Source organism: Streptacidiphilus fuscans (assembly GCF_015690355.1).
GTDB classification, from domain to species: domain Bacteria; phylum Actinomycetota; class Actinomycetes; order Streptomycetales; family Streptomycetaceae; genus Streptacidiphilus; species Streptacidiphilus fuscans.
In genome coordinates, this window is sequence record NZ_JADPRT010000018.1 from 19,634 (window position 1) to 45,750 (window position 26,117).

At 72.1% G+C, this 26,117-nt stretch carries 21 protein-coding genes; 12 read left to right on the top strand and 9 right to left on the bottom strand.

Features of this window, described 5'->3' with window-relative positions; genetic code table 11:
- Window position 1 precedes the first annotated feature (1 nt).
- The 3 genes from I2501_RS32190 to I2501_RS32200 are packed head-to-tail and all read right to left on the bottom strand — an operon-like array spanning window position 2 to window position 3,101.
- Window positions 2-820, bottom strand: coding sequence for a carbohydrate ABC transporter permease (locus tag I2501_RS32190; protein WP_196197862.1), 819 nt, complete (start codon window positions 818-820; stop codon window positions 2-4).
- Window positions 817-1,755: a carbohydrate ABC transporter permease gene (locus I2501_RS32195; RefSeq protein WP_196197863.1), complete on the bottom strand. Its 939-nt coding sequence runs from the start codon at window positions 1,753-1,755 to the stop codon at window positions 817-819. The genes I2501_RS32190 and I2501_RS32195 overlap by 4 nt, the downstream gene beginning before the upstream one ends.
- A 14-nt stretch (window positions 1,756-1,769) precedes the next feature.
- Window positions 1,770-3,101 (bottom strand): ABC transporter substrate-binding protein, encoded by a 1,332-nt coding sequence (locus I2501_RS32200; RefSeq protein WP_196197864.1) that lies wholly within the window; start codon window positions 3,099-3,101, stop codon window positions 1,770-1,772.
- A 196-nt stretch (window positions 3,102-3,297) separates the two neighbouring features.
- Between I2501_RS32200 and I2501_RS32205 the strand changes: the two genes are divergently transcribed.
- A complete protein-coding gene (locus I2501_RS32205) occupies window positions 3,298-4,353 on the top strand; it encodes a LacI family DNA-binding transcriptional regulator (protein ID WP_328806800.1) in 1,056 nt (351 codons plus the stop codon).
- On the opposite strand, the gene I2501_RS32210 is transcribed toward I2501_RS32205, so the two are convergent.
- The gene (locus I2501_RS32210; RefSeq protein ID WP_196197865.1) at window positions 4,319-5,614 is read right to left on the bottom strand and encodes a D-arabinono-1,4-lactone oxidase; all 1,296 of its coding nucleotides are present in this window, start codon (window positions 5,612-5,614) and stop codon (window positions 4,319-4,321) included. The two genes, I2501_RS32205 and I2501_RS32210, sit on opposite strands and share 35 nt — an antisense overlap.
- A 152-nt stretch (window positions 5,615-5,766) precedes the next feature.
- Entirely contained in the window at window positions 5,767-6,939 is a 1,173-nt protein-coding gene (xylA, locus tag I2501_RS32215) for a xylose isomerase (RefSeq protein WP_196197866.1), read from the bottom strand.
- A gap of 131 nt (window positions 6,940-7,070) precedes the next feature.
- Between xylA and xylB the strand changes: the two genes are divergently transcribed.
- Both xylB and I2501_RS32225 read left to right on the top strand, forming a co-directional pair.
- Complete coding sequence (xylB, locus tag I2501_RS32220; RefSeq protein ID WP_196197867.1) at window positions 7,071-8,540, top strand: xylulokinase; 1,470 nt, start codon at window positions 7,071-7,073, stop codon at window positions 8,538-8,540.
- Between the two features lie 92 nt (window positions 8,541-8,632).
- Window positions 8,633-9,781: an ROK family protein gene (locus I2501_RS32225; RefSeq protein WP_196198002.1), complete on the top strand. Its 1,149-nt coding sequence runs from the start codon at window positions 8,633-8,635 to the stop codon at window positions 9,779-9,781.
- 95 nt (window positions 9,782-9,876) lie between these two features.
- Here the strand turns inward: I2501_RS32225 and I2501_RS32230 are convergent, their stop codons facing one another.
- The 3 genes from I2501_RS32230 to I2501_RS32240 all read right to left on the bottom strand — a co-directional run bounded on the left by I2501_RS32230 (window position 9,877) and on the right by I2501_RS32240 (window position 13,480).
- A complete protein-coding gene (locus tag I2501_RS32230) occupies window positions 9,877-10,647 on the bottom strand; it encodes a copper homeostasis protein CutC (RefSeq protein WP_196197868.1) in 771 nt (256 codons plus the stop codon).
- Entirely contained in the window at window positions 10,644-12,167 is a 1,524-nt protein-coding gene (locus I2501_RS32235; protein WP_196197869.1) for a M81 family metallopeptidase, read from the bottom strand. Before I2501_RS32235 ends, I2501_RS32230 begins: the two co-directional genes overlap by 4 nt.
- Before the next feature lie 134 nt (window positions 12,168-12,301).
- Window positions 12,302-13,480: an ROK family transcriptional regulator gene (locus tag I2501_RS32240; protein WP_196197870.1), complete on the bottom strand. Its 1,179-nt coding sequence runs from the start codon at window positions 13,478-13,480 to the stop codon at window positions 12,302-12,304.
- Window positions 13,481-13,781: 301 nt separating this feature from the next.
- Here I2501_RS32240 and I2501_RS32245 point away from each other — a divergent pair, with 301 nt between their 5' ends.
- The 8 genes from I2501_RS32245 to araD all read left to right on the top strand — a co-directional run bounded on the left by I2501_RS32245 (window position 13,782) and on the right by araD (window position 23,982).
- Window positions 13,782-15,593, top strand: a complete 1,812-nt coding sequence (locus tag I2501_RS32245) for a peptide ABC transporter substrate-binding protein (protein WP_196197871.1) — start codon at window positions 13,782-13,784, stop codon at window positions 15,591-15,593.
- A gap of 55 nt (window positions 15,594-15,648) precedes the next feature.
- Window positions 15,649-16,608: an ABC transporter permease gene (locus tag I2501_RS32250; RefSeq protein WP_196197872.1), complete on the top strand. Its 960-nt coding sequence runs from the start codon at window positions 15,649-15,651 to the stop codon at window positions 16,606-16,608.
- Window positions 16,605-17,576 carry an ABC transporter permease gene (locus I2501_RS32255; protein WP_236047703.1) on the top strand — a complete coding sequence of 324 codons (972 nt, stop codon included), beginning with the start codon at window positions 16,605-16,607 and terminating at the stop codon, window positions 17,574-17,576. The genes I2501_RS32250 and I2501_RS32255 overlap by 4 nt, the downstream gene beginning before the upstream one ends.
- Entirely contained in the window at window positions 17,573-19,321 is a 1,749-nt protein-coding gene (locus I2501_RS32260) for a dipeptide ABC transporter ATP-binding protein (RefSeq protein WP_196197873.1), read from the top strand. Before I2501_RS32255 ends, I2501_RS32260 begins: the two co-directional genes overlap by 4 nt.
- Window positions 19,322-19,332: 11 nt before the next feature.
- Window positions 19,333-20,280 (top strand): ROK family protein, encoded by a 948-nt coding sequence (locus I2501_RS32265; protein ID WP_196198004.1) that lies wholly within the window; start codon window positions 19,333-19,335, stop codon window positions 20,278-20,280.
- Between the two features lie 329 nt (window positions 20,281-20,609).
- Complete coding sequence (locus tag I2501_RS32270; RefSeq protein ID WP_196198005.1) at window positions 20,610-21,236, top strand: GntR family transcriptional regulator; 627 nt, start codon at window positions 20,610-20,612, stop codon at window positions 21,234-21,236.
- An 8-nt stretch (window positions 21,237-21,244) separates the two neighbouring features.
- Entirely contained in the window at window positions 21,245-22,180 is a 936-nt protein-coding gene (locus I2501_RS32275) for a dihydrodipicolinate synthase family protein (protein WP_196197874.1), read from the top strand.
- Entirely contained in the window at window positions 22,177-23,982 is a 1,806-nt protein-coding gene (gene araD, locus I2501_RS32280; RefSeq protein ID WP_328806801.1) for an L-arabinonate dehydratase, read from the top strand. Before I2501_RS32275 ends, araD begins: the two co-directional genes overlap by 4 nt.
- A 24-nt stretch (window positions 23,983-24,006) precedes the next feature.
- On the opposite strand, the gene I2501_RS32285 is transcribed toward araD, so the two are convergent.
- Window positions 24,007-24,933, bottom strand: a complete 927-nt coding sequence (locus tag I2501_RS32285; RefSeq protein ID WP_328806802.1) for a UbiA family prenyltransferase — start codon at window positions 24,931-24,933, stop codon at window positions 24,007-24,009.
- Between the two features lie 98 nt (window positions 24,934-25,031).
- Here I2501_RS32285 and I2501_RS32290 point away from each other — a divergent pair, with 98 nt between their 5' ends.
- Entirely contained in the window at window positions 25,032-26,111 is a 1,080-nt protein-coding gene (locus tag I2501_RS32290) for a type III polyketide synthase (RefSeq protein ID WP_196197876.1), read from the top strand.
- The last annotated feature ends 6 nt before the right edge of the window (window positions 26,112-26,117 follow it).

A 26,117-nucleotide genomic window follows, 5' to 3' on the forward strand; every position in this document is an offset into this window, starting at 1 on the left:
GTCACTTTCCTCCGACCCCCATGAGCCCCTGGACCAGGGCGCGGCGGGCGAACAGGTAGACGATGAAGATGGGGAGCATGGAAAGCACCACGGCGGCGAGCAGTCCGGGGACGTCGACGCCGTGCTCGGTCTGGAAGTTGTACAGACCGAGGGTGATCACCTTGGTCGAGTCCGACTGGGTGAGGATGAGCGGGAAGAGGAAGCCGTTCCAGGCCTGGAGGGCCGAGAAGACGACGATCGAGGAGAGCCCGCCCTTCGAGAGCGGCAGCACGAGTCGGAGGAAGACCCGCCAGGGGGACGCTCCGTCGATCGCCATGGCCTCGTAGAGGTCGGGGGTGATGTCGCGCATCGCACCGGTCAGCACCAGGGTGCACACGGGGAGCGAGAACGCGGCGGTCGGCAGGATCACGCCAATCAGGTGGTCGTAGAGCCCGGCCTGGCTGATCACGTAGAACATCGGCACGATCACCGCCTGGGCGGGGATCGCGAGTCCGAGCAGGAAGACCCGGAACACGGTGGCGATGGTCCGGCCCCTGGCCCGCACGATGGCGTAGGCCAGCGGCGGGACGACCAGCAGCACGATCGCGACGACGCTGACGGTGACGACCACCGTGTTCAGGAAGTCCTGGCCGAAGCCGTTGGAGAAGGCGTTCAGGTAGTTGCTGAACGTCAGGTGCTGCGGCCAGGTGAGCGGGCCGTTGGTGGAGTAGTCCGACTGGGTGCGCAGGGTGGCGGTCAGCAGCACGTACAGCGGCAGGCCGACCAGGAAGAGCCAGATCAGGGAGCCCAGTCCGGCAAGGTAGTTGGGCCGTTGCCTCATGAGATCCCCTCGGTGGTGCCGCGCATCCGGTCGTAGCCGGAGAGGCGGACGACGGCCAGGGAGATGAGGGTGGCGACGACCACCAGGACCAGCGCGATGGCCGATCCGGCGCCGAAGTCGAAGTTCTTGAAGCCCTGTTCGTACATGTAGTAGGCGCTGACGGTGGTGTCGGTGCCGGGTCCGCCCTGGGTGAGGATGAGCACGGTGTCGAAGGTGGTCAGTCCGCCGACGACCATGAGGATCATCGAGGTGATCATGGTGTTGCGCAGCTGCGGCAGGGTGATGTGGAAGAACTGCCGCACCGTGCCGGCCCCGTCGATCGCCGCGGCCTGGTAGAGGACCTGCGGAACGGCCCGGGTGCCGCCCTGGTAGAGCAGCGCGTGCAGCGGCGTGAACTGCCACATTCCCACGAAGGTCAGCACCGCGATCGACCCGGCCTGGCTGCCGAGCAGGTTGCCGTTGCCGAAGAGCCAGGGGAGTTGGCCGGGGATGCCGAAGTTGGGGTCGAGCAGGGCCCGCCACAGCACCGAGATCGCCGTCGCCGAGAGCAGCAGGGGGACGAAGAAGACGGCGGACAGTACGGCGCGGTTGCGCTGGTGGCCGGCCGCCCACACGCCCAGCAGGATGCTGATGGGCGTCTGGGTGACGACGCCGAGTGCGGTGAGCAGGAGGGTGAGCCAGACGCTCTGGGTCATCACCGGGTCGTGGAGCAGCTGGGTCCAGTTGGCCAGTCCGTTGAAGTGCGGCGAGGTGATGCCGTCCCAGCTGGTGAAGGACAGCACCGCGACCAGGACCAGCGGGAGGACGGCGAACAGCAGGAAGAAGACGGTTGCCGGTACCGCCCAGGCGATGCCCGGGCGGGTCACCCCGGCGCCGGTCCGGCGTGCCCGGAGGCGGTTGGCGGTGGCGGTGACGGAGAGGGAGAGTGCGCTCATGGAGGGTCAGCCACTCAGGAGTTGGGCAGCGACTGCATCGCCTGGATGAAGCCGCCGGCGTCGATTTTGCCGTCGAAGAACTCCTGGACGGCCGTGTGGATGGTCGTGGTCGCGGCCGGCGGGTAGGCCTGGTCCCAGGAGAGCTGGAACGACGGCGCCGCCTTGACCAGGTTGAACTGGAACTGCGAGTAGGCCGGACTGGCCGAGGTGGACAGGAAGTTCGGCGTGTTGGTGGTGGTCGGCAGGTTGCCGATCCCCAACTGGGCCTTCACGAACTCGTCCGAGTACATGAGCTTCAGGAAGGCGGCCACCGCGTCGGGGTGCTGGGTCTTCTTCAGCACGGAGTAGAAGTTGTTGGTGTTGCCGACGACGTCGGCGGGGTCGCCCTTGCCACCCGGGACGGTCGGGAAGGCGCTCCAGCCCAGACCGCTCTGGACGAAGGAGGGGTCGTTGGTCTGCTCGGTGGAGTACTCCCACGAGCCCATCAGCTCGAAGGCGGACCTGCCCTTGGCCAGCAGCGCGGGGGAGCCGCCGTCGGTGAACTTGACCGAGTCGAAGTTGCTGCCGAAGGCGCCGGCGTCGACCAGCTGCTTGATCATGCCGAGGGCCTTCACGCTGTCCGGGCTGGACCAGGCGCTCTTGTCACCGGCGAGCGCCTTCTCGAACAGGCCCGGACCGGCGACCCGGTCGTAGACGTACTCGAACCACATCTGGGTGGGCCACTGGTCTCCGCCGCCGAGCGCGATCGGGGTGATCCCCTTGGCCTTCAGCACCGTGACGTCGTTCAGCAGGTCGGCCCAGGTCTGCGGGGCGCTCAGACCGGCGCTTGCCAGGACCTGCTTGTTGTCGAAGAGCAGCACCGGCTGCGTTCCGCGCATCGGAATGCCGTAGGACTTGCCGTTGATGACAGCGGTGTTGAAGACCGAGGGGAGGAAGTCGCTCTTCAGCCCCGGGTCCGTGGCGATCATGCTGTCCAGGGGCAGCAGCAGGTTGTCCTTGACGTACGGGGCGATGCTGCCGCCGCCCCAGTTGAAGAAGACGTCCGGGGCCTGCGGCGTGTTGATGATGGTGTTGAGCTTGGACTGGTAGTCGGCCCCGGGGATGGTCTCCAGCACCGCCTTGACCTTCGAGGTCTTGTTGAAGGTGTCGATCATCTGCTGCTCGACGGTGTTGCCGGAGTCGCCGTAGACCAGGACGTGGATCACCCCCGAGTCTGCGGACGACGACCCGGTCCCGCCGGAGCCGCAGGCCGCGGTCAGACCGAGTACCAGTGCGGTCGTCGCGGTGACTGCGGCGAGTCTTTTCCGGGACGAAACGGTGCGAAAGCTCGCGGATGAGGAGTTCATGGCCTGACCACTCCATCGATAGTTTCGAGAGTGTTTCCGAATGATGCGGGAAACCTAGGGGCAACGCCGGGCACCGTCAAGGGTCCGGAAGGTAACCGTTGGTCAGTACCGGCCGGGCCGCTGAGCGGCTAGCATCCGTGCCGTACGGACAGAGCGGCGACGGGTTACGCACGCCGGGGCAGCAGAGGAGACACTCGTGACCAGGGCCGCGACACTCGCCGAAATCGCGCGCGAGGCCGGTGTATCCACGCCGACTGTTTCGAAGGTCCTCAACGGACGGGCGGACGTCGCCCCCGCCACCCGGCAGCGGGTGGAGGAGCTGCTGGCCCAGCACGGCTACCAGCGGCGGCGCGGGAACGCCACGGCAAGCCCGCTGCTTGAGCTGGTCTTCCACGAGCTGGAGAGCGCGTGGGCGATGGAGGTCATCCGCGGGGTGGAGAACGTCGTCCGCGAGGAAGGGCTCAGCGTCGTCCTGTCGGAGTCGTCAGGGCGGCTGAGCCTCGGCCAGTCCTGGGTGGACGGGGTGCTCGCCCGTCGGCCCACCGGTGTGATCCTGGTGCTCTCCGGGCTCGACAAGGCCCAGCAGGACCAGCTGACCAGCCGTGACATCCCGTTCGTCGTCATGGACCCGGCCGGGGATCCCGGCCAGGACGTGCCCGCGGTGGGTACGACCAACTGGGACGGCGGCCTTGCCGCTACCCGCCACCTCCTCGACCTCGGCCACCGCCGGATCGGGGTGGTGGCGGGTCCGCCCCAGATGATGTGCAGCCGTGCCCGGATCGACGGCTACCGCGCCGCGCTGGAGACCGCCGGCATCGCCTTCGACCCCGCCCTGGTCCGGGAGGGGGACTTCCACCACGAGGCGGGCCACCGGGCGGGTCTGGAGCTGCTGGGACTCGCGGACCGGCCCACGGCGGTCTTCGCCGGAAACGACCTGCAGGCGCTCGGACTCTACGAGGCCGCCAGGGAGTCGGGACTGCGCATCCCGCAGGACCTGAGCGTCGTCGGCTTCGACGACCTGCCGATCGCCCGCTGGGTCGGACCGCCGCTCACGACGGTGCGTCAACCACTCACCGAGATGGCCGAGATGGCCGCGCGCATGGTGATCGACCTCGCCCGCGGCGGCCGGCCCGCCACGCTGCGGGTGGACCTGGCCACCACCTTGGTCGAGCGGAGCAGCACCGCGCCGCCCGCGTCCGCCGCCACCCCGGGTCACCTCACGCCTCCGCCTCCGGGAACACCGCGGCGATGAAGTCGTTGCGGAAGGCGGAGCGCGGATCCAGGCTCCGCATCAGCCGGTGGAAGTCGTCACGCCGCTCGTACAGCGCGCCGACGGCCTCGGGGTGGAGCGCGAAGAGCTTGCCCCAGTGCGGACGGCCGCCCAGCGGCAGCAGCTCGGCCTCGACCAGGGCGATCGCCTGGCTCACCGCCTCCCCGGCGGGGCGCCAGGTGCAGTGGACGGCAACGGAGTTCCGGCCGTTGGCGGGACTCAGCCACAGGTCGTCCGCCGCGACGGTGCGGATCTCGGAGGTCAGCAGCAGCGGGGCGATGCGCGGACCCAGGGCGCGCATCGCCGCGACGGCCTCGGCAGCGGCCTCGCGCGGCAGCAGGATCTCCGACTGGAGCTCCTCACCGGCGCTCGGGGTGAAGTCCGGCCGGAAATGCGGCAGCCGCTCGTGCCACGGGCCGGGGACGCCGAGCTGCCGGGTGCAGTGCTGTGGGGGAACGCCCGGAACCGGATGCCGGGGGCCGTCGGCGAGGCGGCCGTCCAGCCATCGGCTCCCCAGGTGGTCGGGCCCCTCACGGTCCGTCCGGCGCTTCACCCACACGGTCGCGGTGTCCCCTCCCCAGTCGGTGAACGCGCTGACGCTGTACGCGGCGCCGAACACCTCGTCGAACCGGTCGGCGACGCGGTCCAGCGGGACGGCGTCGTAGACCCACTGGGCCACCTGGAAGGTGGGCTCGACCGCGAGGGTGATCCCCACGACCACGCCGAGGGCGCCCAGGCCGACGACGGCTCCGGCGAAGCGGTCGCCGTCGTCGGGGTCGGGGTCGGGGTCGGGGTCGGGGTCGCCGTCGGCGCGGCCGAGGTCGAGGAGCTCCCCGTCCGACGTGATCAGCTGCAACGCGGTCACCGCCGAGGCAAGACCGCGCAGGCCGTCTCCCGAACCGTGGGTGCCGGTGGCGCACGATCCCGCGACGGAGATGTGCGGCAGCGACGCCAGGTTGGCCAGCGCGAGGCCCCAAGCCTGCAGCTCCCGGGCCAGCTCGGAGTAGCGCATGGAGCCGGTCACGGTGACAGTGGACAGGTCCGCGGCGACCTCCACGGAACGCGGCAGTTCGTCCAGCACCACCAGCTCCCCGGACGTGTCCGCGATCCGGTTGAAAGAATGGCCGCTGCCCAGCACCTTGAGACGGTCCGAGGCGGCGACGAGATGACGCGTCTCCTCGACGGTCCGGGGCCGGTGGGCCCGTGCCGCCGCGAAGGCGACGTTGCCTGCCCAGTTGTGCACCTGTGCGCCTCTCTTCGATGCCCGCCGCCGCGGCCGCGGGGCGGATTACGTGATGACCGACGTTCCAACCGACGTCCCAACCGACGTCCCGACCGACGTCCCGGGTGGGGTGTCCCGCCGGGACACCCCACCCGGTGTTCCCCGGGGCTTACTTACGCGGCGCCGAGCAGGTGCTCCAGGGCGAGCTGGTCGAGCGCCTCGAAGGCCATGCCCCGGCGCGCGGCGGCCTCGACGTCGAAGTCCTCGAACGCCGACGGGTCCGCCAGCAGGCCGGAGAGGCCGTCCTCGGCCGTGGGGGCGGCGAGTTCGGGCAGCCGGGACTCGGCGAGCGCCTGGGCGACCCTCGGGTCGGCGCGGAAGGCGCGGGCGCGCTCGGCCAGCAGCAGGTAGTTGCGCATGCAGCCCGCCGCCGAGGCCCACACTCCGGCGAAGTCCTCGGTGCGCGGCGGCTTGAAGTCGAAGTGGCGCGGCCCGTCGTAGCCGGCCGACTCCAGCAGGTCGACCAGCCAGAACGCCTGGCGCAGGTCGCCCGCGCCGAAGCGCAGGTCCTGGTCGTACTTGATGCCGGACTGGCCGTTGAGGTCGATGTGGAACAGCTTGCCGTGCCACAGCGCCTGGGCGATGCCGTGCGGGAAGTTCAGCCCGGCCATCTGCTCGTGCCCGACCTCGGGGTTGACGCCCACCCGCTCGGGGCGCTCCAACTCGTTGATGAACGCCAGCGCGTGACCGACCGTGGGCAGCAGGATGTCGCCGCGCGGCTCGTTGGGCTTCGGCTCGATGGCGAAGCGCAGGTCGTAGCCCTGCGACTCGACGTACTCGCCCAGCAGGTCGAAGGCCTCCTTGAGCCGGTCCAGCGCGACCCGAACGTCCTTGGCCGCGCCCGACTCCGCGCCCTCGCGCCCGCCCCAGGCGACGTAGGTCTCGGCGCCGAGCTCGACCGCGAGGTCGATGTTGCGGATCGTCTTGCGCAGCGCGTAGCGGCGCACGTCGCGGTCGTTCGCGGTGAACGCGCCGTCCTTGAAGACCGGGTGGGTGAACAGGTTGGTCGTCGCCATCGGGACGCGCATCCCGGTCGCGTCCAGCGCCGCGCGGAAGCGCTTGACGGCAGCCTCGCGCTCGGCGGCGGAGGCGCCGAAGGGGATCAGGTCGTCGTCGTGGAAGGTGACGCCGTACGCGCCGAGTTCGGCCAGGCGCTGCACGGACTCGACCGGGTCGAGGGCCGGGCGGGTGGCGTCGCCGAAGGGGTCACGGCCCTGCCAGCCGACGGTCCACAGGCCGAAGGTGAACTTGTGCGCGGGGGTGGGGGCCAGGGGGTCGCTGCTCATGGTGTTTCCTGCCTCTCTTTCGCCGGACCCTATTCGTCATGGCACTGGACAAATTAGTATGCGGAAGCCGACATGGGAAGCCCGGCGGGCGGACACGCCCCTGCGGCACCGCGACGAGAGGACGTAAGGCAATGGCGGGAAGCAGCCCCGGCAGGGCGGTTCGGGTCGTGATCGGGGTGGACAGCTCCACCCAGTCGACCAAGGCACTCGCCGTCGACGCCGACACCGGCGCCGTGCTCGGCCAGGGCCGCGCCGAGCACACCGTCAGCACCGGACCCGGCCGCGAGAGCGACCCGGAGCAGTGGTGGCGGGCGCTCCAGGAGGCCGTCGCCGGCACCGGTCTGGCCGAGCGGGCCGAGGCGGTCTCCGTGGCCGCCCAGCAGCACGGGCTGGTCACCCTGGACGCGTCGGGCCGCCCGGTACGGCCCGCGCTGCTGTGGAACGACGTCCGCTCCGCCCCGCAGGCCGAGGCGCTGGTGGCCGAACTCGGCGCGCGGGCGTGGGCGGAGCGCGCGGGCAGCGTGCCGACGGCGGCGTTCACCGCCGCGAAGTGGGCCTGGCTGCGAGCGCACGACCCCGAAGCCGCCGCCCGCACCGCCGCGGTGCGGCTGCCGCACGACTACCTGACGGAGCGTCTGACCGGCGCGGCGGTCACCGACCGGGGCGACGCGTCCGGTACGGGCTGGTGGACACCGGACGGCTACGACACCGCCCTGCTCGACCGGATCGGCCTCGATCCCGCGCGGCTTCCCGCCGTCCTGCCGCCAGGGGCACGCGCGGGAGTCGTGCGCGCGGACGCCGGGCCGCTGCGCCCGGGGACCGCGGTGGCGACCGGGACGGGGGACAACATGGCCGCCGCGATCGGTCTCGGTCTCAGCGCCACCGGCCCGTACGCGGCACAGCCCGTACTCAGCCTCGGCACGTCGGGCACCGTCTACGCCGCCACCGCGGGCCGTCCGCAGGACCCGACCGGCACCGTCTGCGGCTTCGCCGACGCCCTCGGCGGCTGGCTGCCGCTGGCCTGCACGCTGAACTGCACGCTCGCGGTGGACCGGATCGCCACGCTCCTCGGCCGCGACCGCGAGGCCGTGGAGCCCGGCGGCGACGCCGTCGTCCTGCCGTACCTGGACGGCGAGCGCACTCCCAACCTCCCCGGCGCCAGCGGACTCGTCCACGGCCTGCGGCACGACACCACGCCGGGTCAGCTGCTCCAGGCCGCCTACGACGGCGCCGCGCACGCGCTGCTCACGGCGCTGGACGAGGTGCTGCGCGCGGGCGGCGCGGTCGAGGCTTCGCCGACTGACGCCCTGTCACGGCCGCTGCTGCTGATCGGCGGCGGAGCCCGCGGGCGGGCCTGGCAGGACACCGTGCGGCGGCTGTCCGGGCGGCCGGTGCGCGTCCCGGCGGCGCAGGAGCTCGTCGCCCTCGGCGCCGCCGCGCAGGCCGCGGCACTGCTGACCGGCGAGCCCGCAGACGCCGTTGCGCGCCGCTGGGGCACGGCGGACGGACCGCTGCTGGACCCGCTGCCCAGGGACGAGGCGACCCTGGAACGGATCACCGCTACGCTGCAACGGGCCGGGGAGCTGCAACGTTCCGCCTGACCGGCACCCGAACAACGAGCAAGGGAACGGAGTAGCGCGCCTTGTCCACCGACCTGCCCGACGGTCCGCGACAGCCCGCGTCCCAGCAGGGGATGCGCCGCCAGAACCTGGCGGTGATCCTGTCCACGGTCGCAGGTTCCGGCCCGCTCTCGCGCGCGGCCGTGGCGAAGCGGGTCGGCCTCACCCGGACCGCGGTCTCCAGTCTCGTCGACGAACTGCTCGGAGCGAGGCTGCTGGTCGAGGGTGACGTCCGCACGAACGGCAAGGTGGGCCGACCGGGCCGCGAGCTCGCCCTGAACGACCGTGGCCCGGCGGGCCTGGGCCTGGAGGTCGGTCCCGCGCACCTGGGTGTGTGCGTGGTGGACCTGCGCGGCGCGACGCGGGTGTGGCACCGGGTCCCGGCGCGCAACCGCTCACGCCCGGCCGAACAGGTCCTGGCCGAACTGGTCGAACTCGCTGCCGACGGCGTGCGCGAGGCCGAGGCGGCGGGCCTGGAGATCCAGGGGTCGGTGCTGGCCGTTCCCGGAGTCCTGGGACCGGCCCACGACACCGTCGAACACGCCCCGAACCTCGGCTGGCGCGACGTCGTCCCCGCCCGCCACTGGCCCGGGCAGCTGCGGGCACCGGAGTTGGAGAACGAGGCCAACCTCGGGGCACTCGCCGAACGCTGGTGCGGCGCGCAGACGGCCGACACGCTCGTCCACATCTCCGCCGAGACGGGCATCGGCGCCGCGCTCGTCATCGGCGGCCGGCTCTTCCGCGGAGCGGGCGGGTACGCGGGCGAGCTCGGCCACGTTCCCGTCCACCACGACGGCCCGCGCTGCTCCTGCGGCGCCCGCGGCTGCCTGGAGCAGTACGCGGGCGCACGCGCGGTGCTGCGCGCCGCCGGCATCCGCGGCACCCATCGCGACCCGGTCGCGACCCTCGCCGAGCGTGCGCGCGACGGGCACGCCCCGACCCTGGCGGCCCTCGCCCAGGCGGGCGAGGCCTTCGGCACCGCGCTCACCTCGGCGGTCAACCTGTTCGACCCCGCCGCGGTCGTCCTCGGCGGCGCCTACGCCGAGCTGTCACCCTGGCTCCTCCCGGCCATGGCGGACGAACTGGCCGCGCGCGTCCGCGTCCGCCCCTGGGACCCCGACGTCCTCCGCCCCTCCAGCCTCGGCCGCAGCGCGCCGCTCCTCGGCGCCGCGCACCTCACCGTCCGACGCATCCTCACGGACCCGGCCCGGCTGGGGGAGTGAGGCTCCCGGACGGTGAGGTGGGCCCCGCCCGGTCAGCTACGCTCCCCGGTCGCACCGCTGCCGGTTCGGCGAAGACGCTTGACGGGGCGCCGGGTTCAGGACCGCACGGCGTCAACTTCGGCGCGGGCGGCGGCGGTGATGTCCAGGTCCGTGACGAAGTGGGTGTCCGCCTCGGCGGTCGAGCCCTCAGCCCCCAGCGGGATCCACGTGCCGGCCCGCCGCGTCCCGGCCGGACGCTTGGCGGACAGGTGGACGGCACTGACGCCGGTAGCTGCGAGCAGCGTGATGTCGGTGGGGCGAACGCCCCCGCCCGCCATCACCTGGACGCCGGGTGCGGCCGTCACCATCTCGGCGATGACGGCCGCTCCTTCCCCGGCGCTGACCGCGCCACCCGAGGTGAGGATGCGGTCCAGACCGAGGGCAGGCGCAAGTGCCGCCGCGGCGACGGGATCGCGGGCCTGGTCGACGGCCCGGTGCTGGGTGATCTCGACCGGCCGGCCGACTGCCGCCTCGGCCGTGCGGGCGGCGTCGACCAGGCGGCGCATCGCGTCCAGGTCCAGCGCCCCGTTCGCGGTCAGCGCGCCGACGACGACGCCCCGCGCGCCCGAGGCGACGACGGACCGTACCTCGGCGGCCATCAGCGCGATCTCGTCGGCGTCGTAGCAGAAGTCGCCCGGACGGCAGCGGACCAGCGCCTGGACCGGCAGACCGACGGCCGCCGCCGCCTCGACGAGCGCCGCCGACGGGGTGAGGCCGCCGAGTTCGAGCGCCGAGCACAGTTCCACCCGGTCGGCTCCGCCGTCCTGCGCGGTTCGGGCCCCCGCCGGGCTGGTCACGGCGATCTCCAGAGCGAGTGCGCGGCTCACTCGTTGTCCCCGGTGAGCGGCTGGTCCGACGGCGCGATGATCCGGGCCGTCAGGTCCGGGTCGGCCATCTCGGGGTCGAACGGGAACATCGGGCGGCGGATGCGACGGTGCCCGAGCCGGACCAGCTCCTGGTCGACGCCGCCGGGGGTCAGCGCCAGACGCCAGTCCGCGGACATGTCGAACAGCTCGGGCTCGAGGTATCCGATCTTGACGACGACGATCTCGGCGGAGCGCGGGTCGAGTGCGAGGTCGGTGAAGTCCCGCTCCAGGTGGTAGGGCTTCCGCAGCTTGGTGAGGATCACGTGGACCCGGCCGACCCGCAGCACGACCTCGGTCTCGGCGTCGCGGTCGCCGTGCTTGACGGCGTGCACCACGCCGGTCATGGTGACCGGCCCGGCGTGCCGGTCGTCGACCTCCGCGCCCGCGGTGACCGTGACCGTCGCGCCCACGCCCGCCTCCGCGGCGGCGGCCACAGCGGCGGGTCCGGGCACGGAGGCGTAGATCACGGCCGGTCCGTCGGCGTCCTTGAACTCGGGCCGGGCCAGCACGCGTTCGAGGCCCCAGGTGACGTCGCCCGCGCCGCCCGCCGTCGGGTTGTCACCGCTGTCGCTGATGAAGAACGGTCGGGCGCTGGAGGCGAGAGCCTGGTCCAGGCAGCCGTCGAGAGAGTCGGTCGGGGCGACGAAGGCGAAGTCGCGCCGCGCCTGCCAGAACCCCCGGGCCAGCCGCTCCGCTCCGGCAGCGACCGCGTCCCGGTCGGGACCGGTGACGACGACGGCTGCGCGGTTGCGCGGCTCGTCCGCCCAGGCGTAGCCGACCCAGATCGCGGCGTCGATCACGCCGTCCACGGCCTCGACCTCGTCCACGGCGGCGTAGACGCTCTTGGCGGGCTCGATCCGGGTGGAGGTCTGCTCGCCGGCCAGGAGCACCGGCACCGGGACCCACGCCTTGACCGGACGGGGCGCGCCGGACTCCAGCAGGTCGACCAGGTTGCGGGCGGCCCGCTCCTTGGTCTCCATGTGGTCCTCGTGCGGGGCCAACCGATAGCAGGTCAGCAGGTCGCTCAGGTGGGCGAGTTCGCGCGAGACGTTGCCGTGCAGATCCATGGAGGTGGACACGACGACGTCCGGGCCGACGCTCTCGCGGATCCGGGTCAGCAGCAGCGCCTCGGCGTCCTCGACGCCTTCGACCGTCATCGCGCCGTGGATGTCGTACCAGAGGCCGTCCAGGTGCGGCATGGCACGCAGACGCTCGATCAGCTCGTCGGACAGTGCCGCGAAGGCGTCGGCGGTGACCATGCCCCCGGGAAGGGACTTGCCGACCAGCGCGCCCTTCCACTCGGCGGCGTCGCGCAGCGGCCGGCCAGGAGCGAGGAACGGATAGCGGGTCAGGACGTCGTCGCCACGCTGCGGGTGGAAGGCCGGGGCGTGGGTGCGGGCGGGGGAGAAGGTGGACGATTCGATGCCGAGCCCGGCGATGGCGATGACGGGATGCTCGACGGGCGTGCGGGGTCGGGACATGGTTCCTCGCGGGGTGGGTACACGTGCGGCGGTCGGCCGGTGGGGCGGCCATGGTGAAGACCGGTGGAGAAAGTCGGTCAGGAGCGGAAGAAAGTGGCGCCGGTCCGGCGATCAGCGCGGACTGGCTCTAGGGCTCAGGCGACCGTGTCGAGTGCCCGGGCCAGAGTGCGCTGAAGCGCGAACTGGCCGACGCCGACGAGCCCGGCGTCCGCACCGAGGCTCGCGCGCTCGATGGTCAGCTGCTCGGTGGCCAGCGGATGGCAGCCCTCGTAGAGCTGGCTGCGCACGGCCGCGACCAAGGGTTCGAGCGTGGAGAGGATGCCGCCGAGGTAGACGGCGTCGGGGTTGAAGAAGTTGACGTTGGCGGAGAGCACCTGGCCCAGGTACTTGCCGGCCTGCCGTACGGCGCGGGTCGCCTCCGGGTCGCCGTCGGACACCAGTTGGACGACGTCCTCAAGTGAGCCCACCTGCGCGCCGCGCTCGCGCAGGATGCGCACGAGGGCCGCGCCGGAGGCGATGGTCTCCAGGCAACCGGTGTTCCCGCAGGAGCAGGGCCGGTCGCCTGCGGCGTCGACCCGGACGTGGGTGATGTCGCCGGCGGCTCCGGTCGCGCCGCGGTAGAGCCGGCCGTCGGCGATGATCCCGACCCCGATCGCGGAGCCGACCTTCACCATGATCGACTGGCGGTGCTCGACCGGTCGGACCGTGTGCTCGCCGAAGGCCATGCAGTTGGCGTCGTTGTCGACCGCCGCAGGCACACCGAACCGCTCCTCCAGCCACGCGCGGACCGGGAACCGGTTCCATCCCGGCATGCGCGAAGGGAGGGTCACCGTGCCCTTCTCCACGTCCACCGGCCCGGGGAGGGACAGTCCCACCGCGCTCGGACGCTCGGCGGCGCGCCGTGCGGCCAGGCCCTCCAGGGCCTCGGCGAGCAGCGGCAGCGCGGCCTCGGGGCCGTCCTCGATCGCGAACGGGATGGTCGAGACGTCGGACAGTCCGCCCCCGGGCAGGACGACGCCGATGTGCGCATGCCTGCCGCCCAGGTCCGCTGCGAGCGCGAACTCGGCGGTGCCGCCCAGTCGGAGCACCTTGCGCGGGCGTCCGCCGGTGGACGAGCGAGTGCCCTGCTCGGTGACCAGCCCGCGGTCGACGAGTTGGCTGACCGTCAGCGAGATCGTCGACGGGGCGGCGCCCAGCAGCTCCGCGAGCTCGGTGCGCGAGGTCGCCTGCCCGGAGGCGATCAGTTCGAGGATGCGTGCGACCAGGGAGGCCCCTCGGGGGCTGCTCCGCTGACTGGCACTTATGTCAGGCATGGGCCGACTAACTCCAGGATCGGAAGGAAGGCTCCTGATCCTACGCCCCCCGGAGCGTCGGCGGAAGTGCTGTCAGTGGCCCCTTGGCCACCTTTTGCCAAACCCTCAGATTTCCGTGTTCAGCGACATCGTCGCAGGTCAGATGGCGCAGATGAAGCGGAATGGCTTTTGCCAGAATGGAAGAAATCTATTTGTTACGCAGCTTTGTTTGTTTTTTCGGATCGGCGCGTCATTGACTGTCCCCGCCAGCGCCGCTCCCGCCGGGACGCGACGGTCGGGTCGTTCATCCCTGAGGAGAGTCATGTCCCTTGCTCGCACCGCGGCAGGCAGCCGCTGGGCCCTCGCGGCGGCCGTCGCCGTCGCCGCCGGCTCACTGCTGACAGGCTGCACCGGAGGCAGCGGCAGCTCGTCGTCCGCGTCGTCCGACTCCGTCAACTACGCGCTGCCCGCGAACTTCACGCCGAACTGGATCCTGCCGATCGGCACCGCGGCCCACCTCAACACCAACAACATCTCCATCGCCGCGACGCTGTGGGAGCCACTGGTCGCCTACGACGGTTCCACCGGCACCATCGGCTGGAACAAGGCCGCCTCCATCGCGAGTGCCGCCGACTTCGCCCCGGACGGCAAGAGCGTCACCATCACCCTGGGCAACCGTCATTGGAGCGACGGCACCCCGATCACCTCGCGCGACGTCGAGTTCTGGTTCGACCTGATCAAGGCGAACAAGGCGCAGTGGGCCAACTACAACGCGGGCAAGGCCCCCGACAACTGGACCGGCTTCACGGCGATCGACGCCCAGCACTTCACCATCACCTTCGACAAGGCGTACAACCCGCAGTGGATGCTGGCCAACGAGCTGAGCATGATCACCCCGCTGCCGCAGCACGCGTGGGACAAGACCGGCGCGTCCGCCCCCGTGTCCGACGCCGACCGGACGCCCGCAGGCGCCCAGCAGGTCTGGAACTACCTCAACACCGCCGCGAAGAACATCTCCGCCTACGCCACGGGCCCGCTGTGGAAGACTGTCAGCGGCCCCTACACGATCGGCGCCTACTCCACGTCCGGCAAGGTCGTGCTCACCGCCAACCCGAAGTACGACGGCGGGGAGAAGGCGGGCATCAAGACGGTGAACCTGCTGCCGTTCACCACCACGACCGCCGAGGAGAACGCGCTGCGCGCGGGGCAGGTCGACTACGGCTACATCGACTCCACCGACCTCGACCAGCAGTCGTCGTTCACCAACCTCGGCTACACGGTGAAGCCGTGGACCGGCTGGGCGATCACCTACATGCCGTACAACTTCGACAACCCCACCATGGGCCCGGTCTTCAAGCAGTTGTACGCCCGACAGGCGATCCAGACCTCGATCGACCAGGACACGCTGGCGAAGGTCGTCTTCAACGGCACCGCCGTGCCCGGCTACGGACCGATCCCGCAGGCCCAGTCCTCCGACTTCCTCTCGCCGGTGCAGAAGGCCAATCCCTATCCCTTCTCCACCAGCAAGGCCAAGGCGCTGCTCACCGCCCACGGCTGGACCGAGCAGAACGGCGTCATGGTCTGCACCGACCCGGGCACCTCCGCCGCCCAGTGCGGGGCGGGCGTCGCCCAGGGCACCAAGTTCCAGATGCAGGTGCTGTCGCAGTCCGGGTCGACCGTCACCGACAACATGATGAGCGCGATCCAGTCCTCGCTGGCGAACTCCGGAATCGGGCTCAGCATCAAAACCGCGCCCGTCAACTCGGTGCTGTCGCAGACCCCGCAGTGCACCGCGAGTCAGTCGATCTGCTCCTGGCAGCTGTCGTTCTTCGGCACCGCCGGCAGCTGGTACTTCCCGGCCTTCCCGACCGGTGACTCGCTGTTCCAGAGCCAGGGCGGCTCCAACTTCGGCAGCTACGCCGACCCCGCGCTGGACGGGCTGATCACCGCCTCGACCACGTCGAACTCCAACCAGGCCGTGCAGGAGTACAGCGCGGCGGCGGCCGACGACCTGCCCGTGATCTGGCTGCCGGAGCCCGACTACCAGATCTCGGTCATCAGGAACGGCCTCGGCGGCTTCGCCCAGGACTCGCTCGCCGACTTCCACCCCGCGCAGTGGAAGTGGACCAAGTGAACCCCCTGACCCACGTCCTGACCCAGGTCAACGAACCGAACCCGTCGGAACGCCCATGACCAGCCTCCTGTACCTGACCAGGCGAGTGCTGCAAGCCGTGGCAGTGATCCTCGTCGTCACCGTGGTCGTCTTCTGCCTGCTGCACGCGCTGCCCGGAGGGCCCGCACGCGGGATCCTCGGGCCCCAGGCCACCGCCCAGCAGATCGCCGAGTTCAACCGCGCCCAGGGCCTCGACCGGCCGCTGCCCGTGCAGTACCTCTACTACCTGCGCACTCTGCTCCACGGCGATCTCGGCACCTCCTACACGCTCAACGAGCCCGTCTCGCAGCTGATCGCCCAGCGGCTGCCCAAGACGCTGGTGCTCACCGTCCTGTCGGCGGTGGTCGGGCTCGTCATCGCGGTTCCGCTGGGCATGTGGCAGGCCGTCCGGCGCAACAAGCCGGTCGACTACGCCGTCACCGCACTGAGCTTCGTCGCCTACGCGACCCCCGTGTACTTCCTCGGCATCATCCTGGTGCTGGTGTTCAGTCAGATCCTGCCCTGGTTCCCGCCGCAGGCGCCGCAGGGGGACACCGTCGCCCAGGTCCTGGCCGACCCGGCGGGCCTGGTCCTGCCGGTGACGGCAGGAGCGGCGTCGATGATCGCGGTGTTCAGCCGCTACATGCGCGCCGCGACGCTGGAGAACCTCGAAGAGGACTACGTCCGCACCGCGCGGGCCGGCGGGACCCGGCAACGCGCGATCCTGTGGCGGCACGTGTTCCGCAACTCGCTGACGCCGGTGATCGCGATGCTGGGTTACTACGTGCCGGTGCTCTTCGGCGGTGCGCTCGTGGTCGAGCAGCTCTTCAACTACCCCGGCATGGGCCTGCTGTTCTGGAGCGCCGCCCAGTCGTCCGACTACCCGGTCCTGCTCGGCTGCGTCCTGGTCATCTCGGTCGCCACGGTGGTGGGCACGTTGCTCGCCGACATCGTCCAGCGGATCGTTGACCCCCGAGTGAAGGCAGGTCGCTCATGAGCGCCGAGTCGATGCCCGACCAAGGGCCCGGCACCATGGCGTCCGGCACCACGGCGCCCGGCACCACGGCGTCCGGCACCCTGGCGTCCGCCACCGAGCCGGAGCCCCGGCCGGAGGCCGAGGCGGCAAGCGGACTCCGGATCGCCGTCCGCCGCTTCACCCGCAACCGCCTGGCCGTCGCCGGGCTGGCCGTGGTGGTGCTGTTCGTGCTGTTCTGCTTCGTCGGGCCGTACCTCTACCCCACCGACCAGGTCCACACCACGCTGACGCAGGTGAACCTGTCGCCCGGCGCGAAGCACCTTCTGGGCACCGACGCCGTCGGCCACGACGAGCTCGGACGACTGATGTACGGCGGCAAGGTGTCCTTGCTCGTCGGCCTGGCAGCCGGTGTGCTGGCGACCGTCATCGGCACGCTCTGGGGCGCGGCCGCAGGCTACGCGGGCGGCTGGGTCGACGCGGTGATGATGCGCGTGGTCGACGCCGGGATCGCCATCCCGGCGCTGTTCATCCTGCTCGTCATCTCGGCCGTCACCACCCCGGGCGTGTTCGGACTCATCGTCATCCTGGGCCTGGTGTCCTGGCTCGTGCCGTCCCGTCTGATCCGGGCCGAGACACTCACGCTGAAGAACCGTGACTACGTGCTGACGCTGCGCGCGATCGGCGGCTCGCACACCCGTGCCGTCACCCGGCACGTCCTGCCGAACTCGATCTCGACGATCGTCGTCGCCGCGACGTTCCAGGTCGCCGACGCGATCCTGCTCGTCGCCTACGTGTCGTACCTCGGCCTCGGTGTGCAGCCGCCGGCCACTGATTGGGGTGGAATGCTCTCCGCCGGCCTCACCGCCGCGTACTCCGGACGCTGGTGGCTGATCCTGCCTCCGGGTCTCGCCGTGATCCTCGTCGTGTGCGCGTTCAACGCCATCGGCGACGGCCTGCGCGACGCCTTCGACGTGAGGGGGCGCGGATGACCGCCGCCGACCGCACGGCAGCGGCCTCCTCGGCTGCGGCCGAGGAGCGGATCCTCGAACTCGACGACCTCGGCGTCACCTTCACCACGGAGACGGGCGACGTCCACGCCGTGCGCGGCGTGTCGCTGCACGTCCGCCCCGGCGAGACGCTCGCGCTGGTCGGCGAGTCCGGGTCCGGCAAGTCCACCGTCGCGTTCGCCGCGATGGGCCTGCTGCCCGGCAACGCCCGAGCGACCGGCCGCGCGTCGATCCGGGGGACCGATGTGGTCTCCGCGCCCGAGAGCGAGCTCGCGGGCCTGCGCGGACGCACCGTGTCCATGGTCTTCCAGGAGCCCGCCACCGCGCTCGACCCGCTCACCCGGATCGGCGCGCAGATCGCCGAGGTGATCCGCAACCACCGGGACCTGAACACCAGGGAAGCCGCCGCCGAGGCCGTCGAACTGCTGCGCCGGGTCGGCATCCCCGAGCCGGAGGAGCGCGCCACCGCGTTTCCTTTCCAGCTGTCCGGCGGACAGCGGCAGCGCGTCGTCATCGCCATGGCGATCGCCAACTCGCCCAGCCTGCTGATCGCTGACGAACCCACCACCGCGCTCGACGTCACCGTCCAGGCCGAGATCCTCGACCTGCTGCGCGGACTCACGGCCGAGGCCGGGACCGGCGTGCTGCTGGTCACCCACAACATGGGGGTCGTCGCGGACTTCGCCGACCGCGTCGCCGTCATGCTGCACGGGCAGATCGTGGAGACCGGGTCGGTCGAGGAGGTGCTGCTGCGCCCGACGCACGAGTACACCAAGCGGCTGCTCGCCGCCGTTCCCAGGCTCGCGGTCGCCGAGACCGACCCGACGCCCGCGCACAGCGCCGACGCGCCGATCAAGGCGTCTGCGACGGGGGCGTCCGCGATCGGCGAGCCGGTGGTCGAACTACGCGACATCGCCGTGCGGTTCGGCCGCGGTCGCAGCGCGGTACGCGCCCTCGACGGCGTCTCGCTCGCGGTCCGTCCCGGCGAGACGGTGGGCCTGGTCGGGGAGTCGGGCTCCGGCAAGTCGACGGCGGCCCGGGTGGCACTCGGGCTGATCCGGCCGGTCTCCGGCAGCGTCTCCCTGTTCGGGGCCGACCTCGGCCGGACGCGCTCGCGTGCCCGCCGGTCGCTGCGTTCCGGTATCGGCGTGGTGCTGCAGGATCCGGTGGCGTCGCTCGACGCGCGGATGACCATCGCCGAGTGCATCGCCGAACCGCTGCGGGTGCACCGGCGGGGCATGTCGGCGCAGGAGCGCCGCGCACGCGTCGCGGACGTCCTCGAACAGGTCCGGCTGCCACGCAGCCTGGCCGGCCGGGCGCCGCGCGAGCTGTCCGGCGGCCAGCGTCAACGCGTCAGCCTCGCCCGCGCGCTGGTGCTCGAACCCCGGCTGCTTGTCGCCGACGAGCCGACCAGCGCGCTCGACGTCAGCGTGCAGCAGTCGGTGCTGGAGGTGATCTCCGAGCTCCAGGCCGAGTTGGGCTTCGCCTGCCTGTTCGTCTCGCACGACCTGGCCGTGGTGCAGCAGTTCGCCCAGCGCGTGGTGGTGATGCGCGCAGGGCGCATCGAGGAGCAGGGCTCCACCGCGTCCACCCTGCTGCACCCGGAGACGGAGTACACCCGCCGGCTGCTCGCGGCTGTCCCCTTGCCGGACCCGGTGCTGCAACGGCAACGGAGAGTCCACCGGCTCGCCGGGCGGACCGCAGGCGGAGTGGAGGTGTCCGCGTGACCCGTGTCGAGATGCCCGGCCCGGCGCGCGACGAGACCCCGCGCGTCTTCGCGGGCGTCGACATCGGCGGCACCACGACGCAGGTGGTGCTGTGCGGTGAGGACCTCGCGGTGCTCGGCCGTACCGAGGTCCCCACCCCTGCTGCGCAGGGCGGCGAGGCGATGCTGCGCGCCGTGCTCGACGCGGTCGCCGCGCTGCGCGCGCGAGTGCCGTCGCGGCTGCTCGCGGTCGGCGTGGGGGCGGCGGGCGTGGTCGACGCGCGGGCCGGACGCGTCCTGGTCGCCAGCGACTCGTTCTCGGGCTGGGCCGGGACGGAGGTGACCGCCACGCTCGGGTCCGCCCTGGACGTGCCGGCCTTCCTCGACAACGACGTCAACGCCTTCCTGTACGGCGAGGTGGCGAGGGGTGCCGTCGCGGGCGAGCGGAACGCCCTCGGGATGACGCTCGGCACCGGCGTCGGCGGCGCCCTGTGGATGAACGGATCGCTGGTCGACGGCCCGCACGGGGCCGCCGGCGAGATCGGCCACATCCCGGGCTTCGGCGACATTCTGTGCACCTGCGGGGGCCGGGGCCACCTGGAGACGCTCGCCTCCGGCCGCTCCATCGCCGCCCGCTACCGCGAGCGGACCGGGCGACAGGTCACCGCGACGGAGGTCGCCGCAGCGGCGACCGAGGACGACCCGGACGCCCGCGCGGTGTTCGACGTCGCGGGGTGGGCGATCGCTCGGGCGATCCTGATCACGGCGGGCGTGGTCGACATCACCACGGTGGTGATCGGCGGCGGCGTCAGCCGGGCCTGGGAGCTGCTGGAACCACCGATCCTGAGGGCGCTCGGCGACGAGCCGCCGGTCAGTGGCCAGGCGATCCTGCTGGCCCGGACCCGGCTCGGCAGCGACGCCGTCGCGATCGGTGCCGCCGCCCGTGCCCGCACGGAGGTCACCGCGGCGACCTGCGCATAGCCCGCACCTGACGGGGAGTCGGTCCTGGTTCGCCGCCCGGCGGCGAACCTGGACCAGGGCAGAGCTGCGAACCCGCTGCTGTCTCATATATGACGTGCCCTGCCGTGGCGTCCGCGCCGGCACGTGGATCCAAGACTTGTCCTGCCGTCAGTGCGCCGCTTCAGGGGCTTTGCATGCTGGGGGAGTCCTTGACGCGTTCTGGCGGAGGTTCTAGCGTCTCTTCGGGTCATATATGAGATGCGATCTCATTTTCGATCCCTGACGTCCACTCAGGAGCCGCGACTGTGTCCGACGCCCTTGCCACCCCCGAGCGTGCCCGCCCCGGCACCATGCCGTCCCGGACCGAGGCGGTGCTCGACGCGATCAAGCACGCGATCCTGACGGGCGAACTACGGCCCGGTCAGGCGCTGGTGGAGACGGAGCTGGCCGAGCGGCTCGGTGTGTCGAAGACCCCGGTCCGCGAGGCGCTCAAGACCCTGGCCGGGTCCGGTCTGGTCACGATGAGCCTGTACAAGGGTGCGGCCGTGCGCGAGGTCGACCGTGAACTGGCCCGCTGCGTCTACGACATGCGGCTGCTGCTGGAGCCGGTCGCCGCCGGCCGCACCACCTCGGTGGCGCGCGGCGACTGGGCTCAGGCCGCGAGCGCGCTGGAGCGGGCCGACCGGGCGGCGGACGCGGCGGAGCGGTCGATGGCCAACCGGGCCTTCCACCGAGCCCTGTACGCGGGCTGCGGCAACCCGTTGCTGGTGGCGTCGCTCGACGAACTGCGCGACCAGACCGCGCTCGTGTCCAGTGCCGCCTGGTCCCGGCAGCCGTCGTGGGAGCAGGAGGCGGACGAACACCGAGCGATCCTGCGGGCGGCCGAGGACGGTGACGCCGACCTGGTGCGCCGCCTGATGCGCGGTCATATCAGTGCGTTCATGGCACGCAACTTCCCCGAGAACGAAGCGGAGTAGGTCCCCTCATGCCCGTCGCCACACCCGACGCCCTGGTCCGCCTCCGGTCCCGCCTGCAGACCGTCGTCGCGATCCCCGTCACACCCTTCCACCCCGGCGGAGCGGAGGTGGACTGGACGGCCCACACGGCGCTGATCCGCCGACTGGTCGACCACGGCATCGACGTGGTCACGCCCAACGGCAACACCGGAGAGTTCTACGCGCTTTCCGTGGGTGAGACCCGGCGTGCCGTGGAATCCGCCGTCGAGGCGGTCGACGGCCGCGCCGAGGTGATGGCCGGCGTCGGGCTGGACGCAGCAGGGGCCGTCGCCGCCGCCCGGCACGCCAGCGCGGCGGGCTGCGGTTCGCTGATGGTCCATCAGCCGGTCCATCCTTACCGGTCGGCCGAGGGCTGGGTGGCCTACCACCGGCAGGTCGCGGAGGCGGTGCCGGAGCTCGGCGTCGTCCTCTACGTCCGGGACCCGCGCATCGGCGGCGAGCAGATCGCCGCGCTCGCCGACGCGTGCCCGAACGTCATCGGCGTCAAGTACGCCGTGCCGGACCCGGTGCGGTTCGCCTCGGTGGCGCGCGACGCGGGGATCGACCGCTTCGCCTGGATCGCGGGGCTGGCCGAGCTGTCCGCGCCCGGCTACTGGGCGGTGGGCGCCACCGGCTTCACCTCCGGCCTGGTCAACGTGGTGCCCCGGCTCTCGCTTGCGCTGCTTGAGGCGTTGCGCGGCGGCGACTTCGAGAAGGCCATGACGGTGTGGGAGCAGGCCCGCACCTTCGAGGAGCTGCGCGCGGCCGACTCCTCGGCCGACAACGTCAGCGTCGTCAAGGAGGCCCTCGCCCGACTCGGGCTGGCCGACAGCGCCGTCCGCCCGCCGTCGCGCACGCTTCCGGCCCCGCTGCGCGAACAGATCCAGTCGCTGGTCGACCGGTGGCGGACCGAGGGGTGGCTGTGAACGCGACCACGAATCCTGAGCCCCAGGCGCCGGAGCCCGGTCAGCAGCAGGAGGCTCCGCCGCTGCGCAGCGCGGCCTGGTTCGGCGCCGGGGCGACCGGCGGGAAGCTGCGCGCCTTCAGCCACCGGTCCCGGATGCGGCAGTTGGGCTACCTGCCGGAGGAACACCTCGGCAAGCCGGTCATCGCGATCCTGAACACCTGGTCCGAGATCAACCCCTGCCACATGCACCTGCGCGAGCGTGCCGAGCAGGTCAAGCGCGGCGTCTGGCAGGCGGGCGGATTCCCGCTGGAGTTCCCGGTCGCGACGCTGTCGGAGACGTTCCAGAAGCCCACTCCGATGCTCTACCGCAACCTGCTCGCCATGGAAGCCGAGGAACTGCTCCGCAGTTATCCGGTGGACGGGGCCGTGCTGATGGGCGGCTGCGACAAGACCGTCCCGGCGCTGCTGATGGGCGCGGCCAGCGCCGACCTGCCGGCGATCGTGGTCCCCGCCGGACCGATGCTCCGGGGCCACTACCGGGGCCGGCCGCTGGGCAGCGGCACGGACCTGTGGGCCTATTGGGACGAGTACCGGGCCGGGCGCATCGGTGAGTGCGAACTGGCCGAGGTCGAATGCGGGCTGGCCCGCTCACCGGGCCACTGCATGACCATGGGCACCGCCTCCACCATGACCGCCGCCGCAGAGGCGCTCGGCATGGCGCTGCCCGGCGCCTCGGCCATCCCCGCCGTGGACTCCGCCCACCACCGGATGGCCGCCGCGTCCGGCGCCCGCGTCGTCGGGATGGTCCGCGAACAGCTCACCCCGTCACGGGTGATGACCCGTGCGGCCTTCGAGGACGCCGTTGCGACGGTGCTCTCGCTCGGCGGCTCCACCAACGCGCTGATCCACCTGATCGCCATGGCCGGGCGCGTCGGCGTCGCGCTCTCGCTGGAGGACTTCGACGCGATCGGCTCCCGGGTCCCGGTGCTGGCCGACGTCCGCCCGGTCGGCCGACACCTGATGGAGGACTTCTACTACGCCGGAGGCCTGCCCGCCCTGCTGGCTCAGCTGGCACGGGTGCCCGGCGCACTGCACCCGGAGCGGATCACCGTCACCGGAGCGGAGTTCGCCACGTACTACCGTGACGCACCGTCCCACGCGGAGGACGCCTCAGCCCCGGACCGGGTGATCCGCACCCCACAGGACCCGGTCGCGGCGGAGGGCGGCGTCGCCGTGCTGCGCGGCAATCTGGCGCCCGGCGGTGCGGTGATCAAGCATCTGGCCGCCGACCCGAAACTGCTCACCCACACCGGCCCGGCCGTCGTCTTCGACTCCTACCAGGACCTGCAGCAGCGCATCGACGACCCGGCCCTCGCGGTCACCGAGGACAGCGTCGTGGTGCTGCGCGGCGCGGGCCCGCTCGGCGGGCCGGGGATGCCCGAGTACGGCATGCTGCCCATCCCGGCCTATCTGCTCGAACGCGGCGTCACCGACCTGGTCCGGATCTCGGACGCGCGGATGAGCGGCACCAGCTACGGCACCTGCGTCCTGCACGTCGCGCCCGAGTCCCACACGGGCGGTCCGCTCGCACTGGTCCGCGACGGCGATCTGGTCACCCTCGACGTCCCCGGCCGCCGACTGCACCTGGACGTCGACGACGCGGAGTTGGAGCGACGCCGCGCCGCATGGCAGCCGCCCGAGCCGCACCACCAGCGCGGCTACGGAGCGCTCTACGCGGAGCACGTCCAACAGGCCGACGAGGGCTGCGACTTTGACTTCCTGGCCCGGCCCGGCCGCAATCCGGCTCCCGATCCGCAGTAGGCTCCGCGCCTCTCCCTCAGAGTCTCAGCGCAGTCCGGTGCCGCGGAGCAGCAGGAACGCGAGGTCGAGGGCGCTGAGGGCGAGGGTGAGCAGGAAAGGAAGACGGCTGTGCGAGCGCCGGGCGCGGGGAACCGCAACGGCAGCGGCGGCAAGGGTGGCAGTGACGGCAAGGCCCATCCAGCCGACCGGCCCGAACGCGCCCGGCGGTCCGAGGAGCAGCACAGCCGAGGCGGCCAGCAGCGCGAGGACGGCCAGCGCGCTGCTGCGGGCACGGCCGAGACGCTGCGGCAGTCCGCGGACCCCGGCCGCGAGGTCGGCGTCGATGTCGGGCAGGACGTTGGTCAGGTGCGCGCCTACGCCGAGCAGCGCGCCCGCCGTCATCAGCCACCACGGAGGCCACGGACGGCCGGGCACCCCGAAGGTGACGAACGCGGGCAGCAGCCCGAAAGCCAGCGCGTAGGGGAGCCAGGACCAGCGGGTCCGCTTGAGCACGGCGTTGTAGGCCAGGCCCGCAGCGACGCCGCTCAGATGCGCCGCCCCGGCGGCGACACCGCAGGCCAGCGAGAGCGGGACGCAGACCGCGCCCGCGCCCAGGGCGGCGGCAGCAGTCCGCGACGGTGCCAGCGAGCCGACCGCCAGCGGCTTGTCGCGTCGCCCTGCACGGATGTCGCGTCGCATGTCGACGAGGTCGTTGGACCAGCCGATGCACAACTGCCCGCTCAGCACGGCCACGCCCACCAGCACGCACCCGGCCAGGCTCCGGCCCAGGGCCGCCGCCAGGGCGATCGCCATGCCCGTCACGGCGAACGCCGGGGCGGGGTGGGCGGCACACAGCAGGGTCAGCGGTGAGCCCGCCGTCGAGGGAGACGCAGGGGGAGACGCCGGGGGAGACGCCGCTTCGCCGGTCAGGACGGACCGGTCCACCGGGGGTGGGGCCGCTTCGAGAGGCACGGCCAGATGCTACGTCCGCACCCACCTGATCACCCGTCAGCCACGCGGGCCGCCGCAGCCTCCCGGGATCGGGGACGGCCGACCCCTACGATGACCGAATGACCCGGATCATGGCGGTTCATGGGGTGTTGCCGCCGCGCCGGTACACCCAGCAGGAGATCACCCACGCGGTGGCGCGAACCTGCCGCTTCCCGCGCGACGACCGGGATCTGCTGGAACGGGTGCACGCCTCCTCGGGTGTGAGCACGCGTCACCTGATCATGCCGCTGGAGGACGTGGCCGGCCTGGACGGCTTCGGCGCGCGCAACGACGCCTATCTGCGCGGTGCGCTCGACCTCGGCCACCAGGCCGTCAAGGGCGCGCTCGACCAGGCCGGAATCGGCGCGGACGAGGTCGATCTCGTGGTCTCCAGCTCCGTCACGGGCATCGCCGCCCCCTCCCTGGAGGCCCGCCTCGCCGCGGGGCTCGGACTTCGCCCCGACGTGAGACGCGTCCCGCTCTTCGGTCTGGGCTGCGCGGGCGGCGCGGCGGGCCTGGCTCGCGTGCACGACTACCTCGTCGGCCACCCCGACCACACCGCGCTGCTGCTGTCGGTGGAGCTGTGCTCCCTCACCCTGCAACGAGCCGACGCCTCCCTGCAGAACCTCGTCGCGGGCGCCCTGTTCGGCGACGGCGCGGCGGCGGTCGTCGCCACCGGAGCGCAGCACGCGAAAGCCCGTGCGGCGAGCGCAGCCGTCGTGCGCGGCCCCGAGATCGTGGCCACGCGCAGCCACCTGCTCCCCGGGACCGAGGACCTGCTGGGGTGGACCGTCCGTGACACGGGCTTCCACATCATGCTCGGCGCCGACCTGCCCGACCTGGTGCAGCGTCACCTCGGCCCCACTGTCGAGGGCTTCCTCGCCGATCACGAGCTGAAGACGCGGGACGTCGCCGCCTGGGTCTGCCACCCGGGCGGCCCGAAGGTCCTGGACGCGGTCCGCGACTCCCTCGGGTTGCCCGCACGCGCCCTGGAGACCTCCTGGCGCTCCCTCGCACGGGTGGGCAACCTCTCGTCCGCCTCGGTGCTGCACATCCTCCGCGACGTCCTCGCCGACGGCCCGCCGCCACCCGGCACACCGGGGCTGTTGCTGGCGATGGGCCCCGGTTTCTGCATCGAACTCGTCCTCCTGCGCTGGTAGCCGCCG

Coding starts and splice junctions, on each gene's coding strand:
- I2501_RS32190 (WP_196197862.1), bottom strand. CDS start 820: ATGAGGCAACGGCCCAACTACCTTGCCGGACTGGGCTCCCTGATCTGG.
- I2501_RS32195 (WP_196197863.1), bottom strand. CDS start 1,755: ATGAGCGCACTCTCCCTCTCCGTCACCGCCACCGCCAACCGCCTCCGG.
- I2501_RS32200 (WP_196197864.1), bottom strand. CDS start 3,101: ATGAACTCCTCATCCGCGAGCTTTCGCACCGTTTCGTCCCGGAAAAGA.
- xylA (WP_196197866.1), bottom strand. CDS start 6,939: ATGAGCAGCGACCCCCTGGCCCCCACCCCCGCGCACAAGTTCACCTTC.
- xylB (WP_196197867.1), top strand. CDS start 7,071: ATGGCGGGAAGCAGCCCCGGCAGGGCGGTTCGGGTCGTGATCGGGGTG.
- I2501_RS32225 (WP_196198002.1), top strand. CDS start 8,633: ATGCGCCGCCAGAACCTGGCGGTGATCCTGTCCACGGTCGCAGGTTCC.
- I2501_RS32235 (WP_196197869.1), bottom strand. CDS start 12,167: ATGTCCCGACCCCGCACGCCCGTCGAGCATCCCGTCATCGCCATCGCC.
- I2501_RS32240 (WP_196197870.1), bottom strand. CDS start 13,480: ATGCCTGACATAAGTGCCAGTCAGCGGAGCAGCCCCCGAGGGGCCTCC.
- I2501_RS32245 (WP_196197871.1), top strand. CDS start 13,782: ATGTCCCTTGCTCGCACCGCGGCAGGCAGCCGCTGGGCCCTCGCGGCG.
- I2501_RS32250 (WP_196197872.1), top strand. CDS start 15,649: ATGACCAGCCTCCTGTACCTGACCAGGCGAGTGCTGCAAGCCGTGGCA.
- I2501_RS32255 (WP_236047703.1), top strand. CDS start 16,605: ATGAGCGCCGAGTCGATGCCCGACCAAGGGCCCGGCACCATGGCGTCC.
- I2501_RS32260 (WP_196197873.1), top strand. CDS start 17,573: ATGACCGCCGCCGACCGCACGGCAGCGGCCTCCTCGGCTGCGGCCGAG.
- I2501_RS32265 (WP_196198004.1), top strand. CDS start 19,333: ATGCCCGGCCCGGCGCGCGACGAGACCCCGCGCGTCTTCGCGGGCGTC.
- I2501_RS32270 (WP_196198005.1), top strand. CDS start 20,610: ATGCCGTCCCGGACCGAGGCGGTGCTCGACGCGATCAAGCACGCGATC.
- I2501_RS32275 (WP_196197874.1), top strand. CDS start 21,245: ATGCCCGTCGCCACACCCGACGCCCTGGTCCGCCTCCGGTCCCGCCTG.
- I2501_RS32290 (WP_196197876.1), top strand. CDS start 25,032: ATGACCCGGATCATGGCGGTTCATGGGGTGTTGCCGCCGCGCCGGTAC.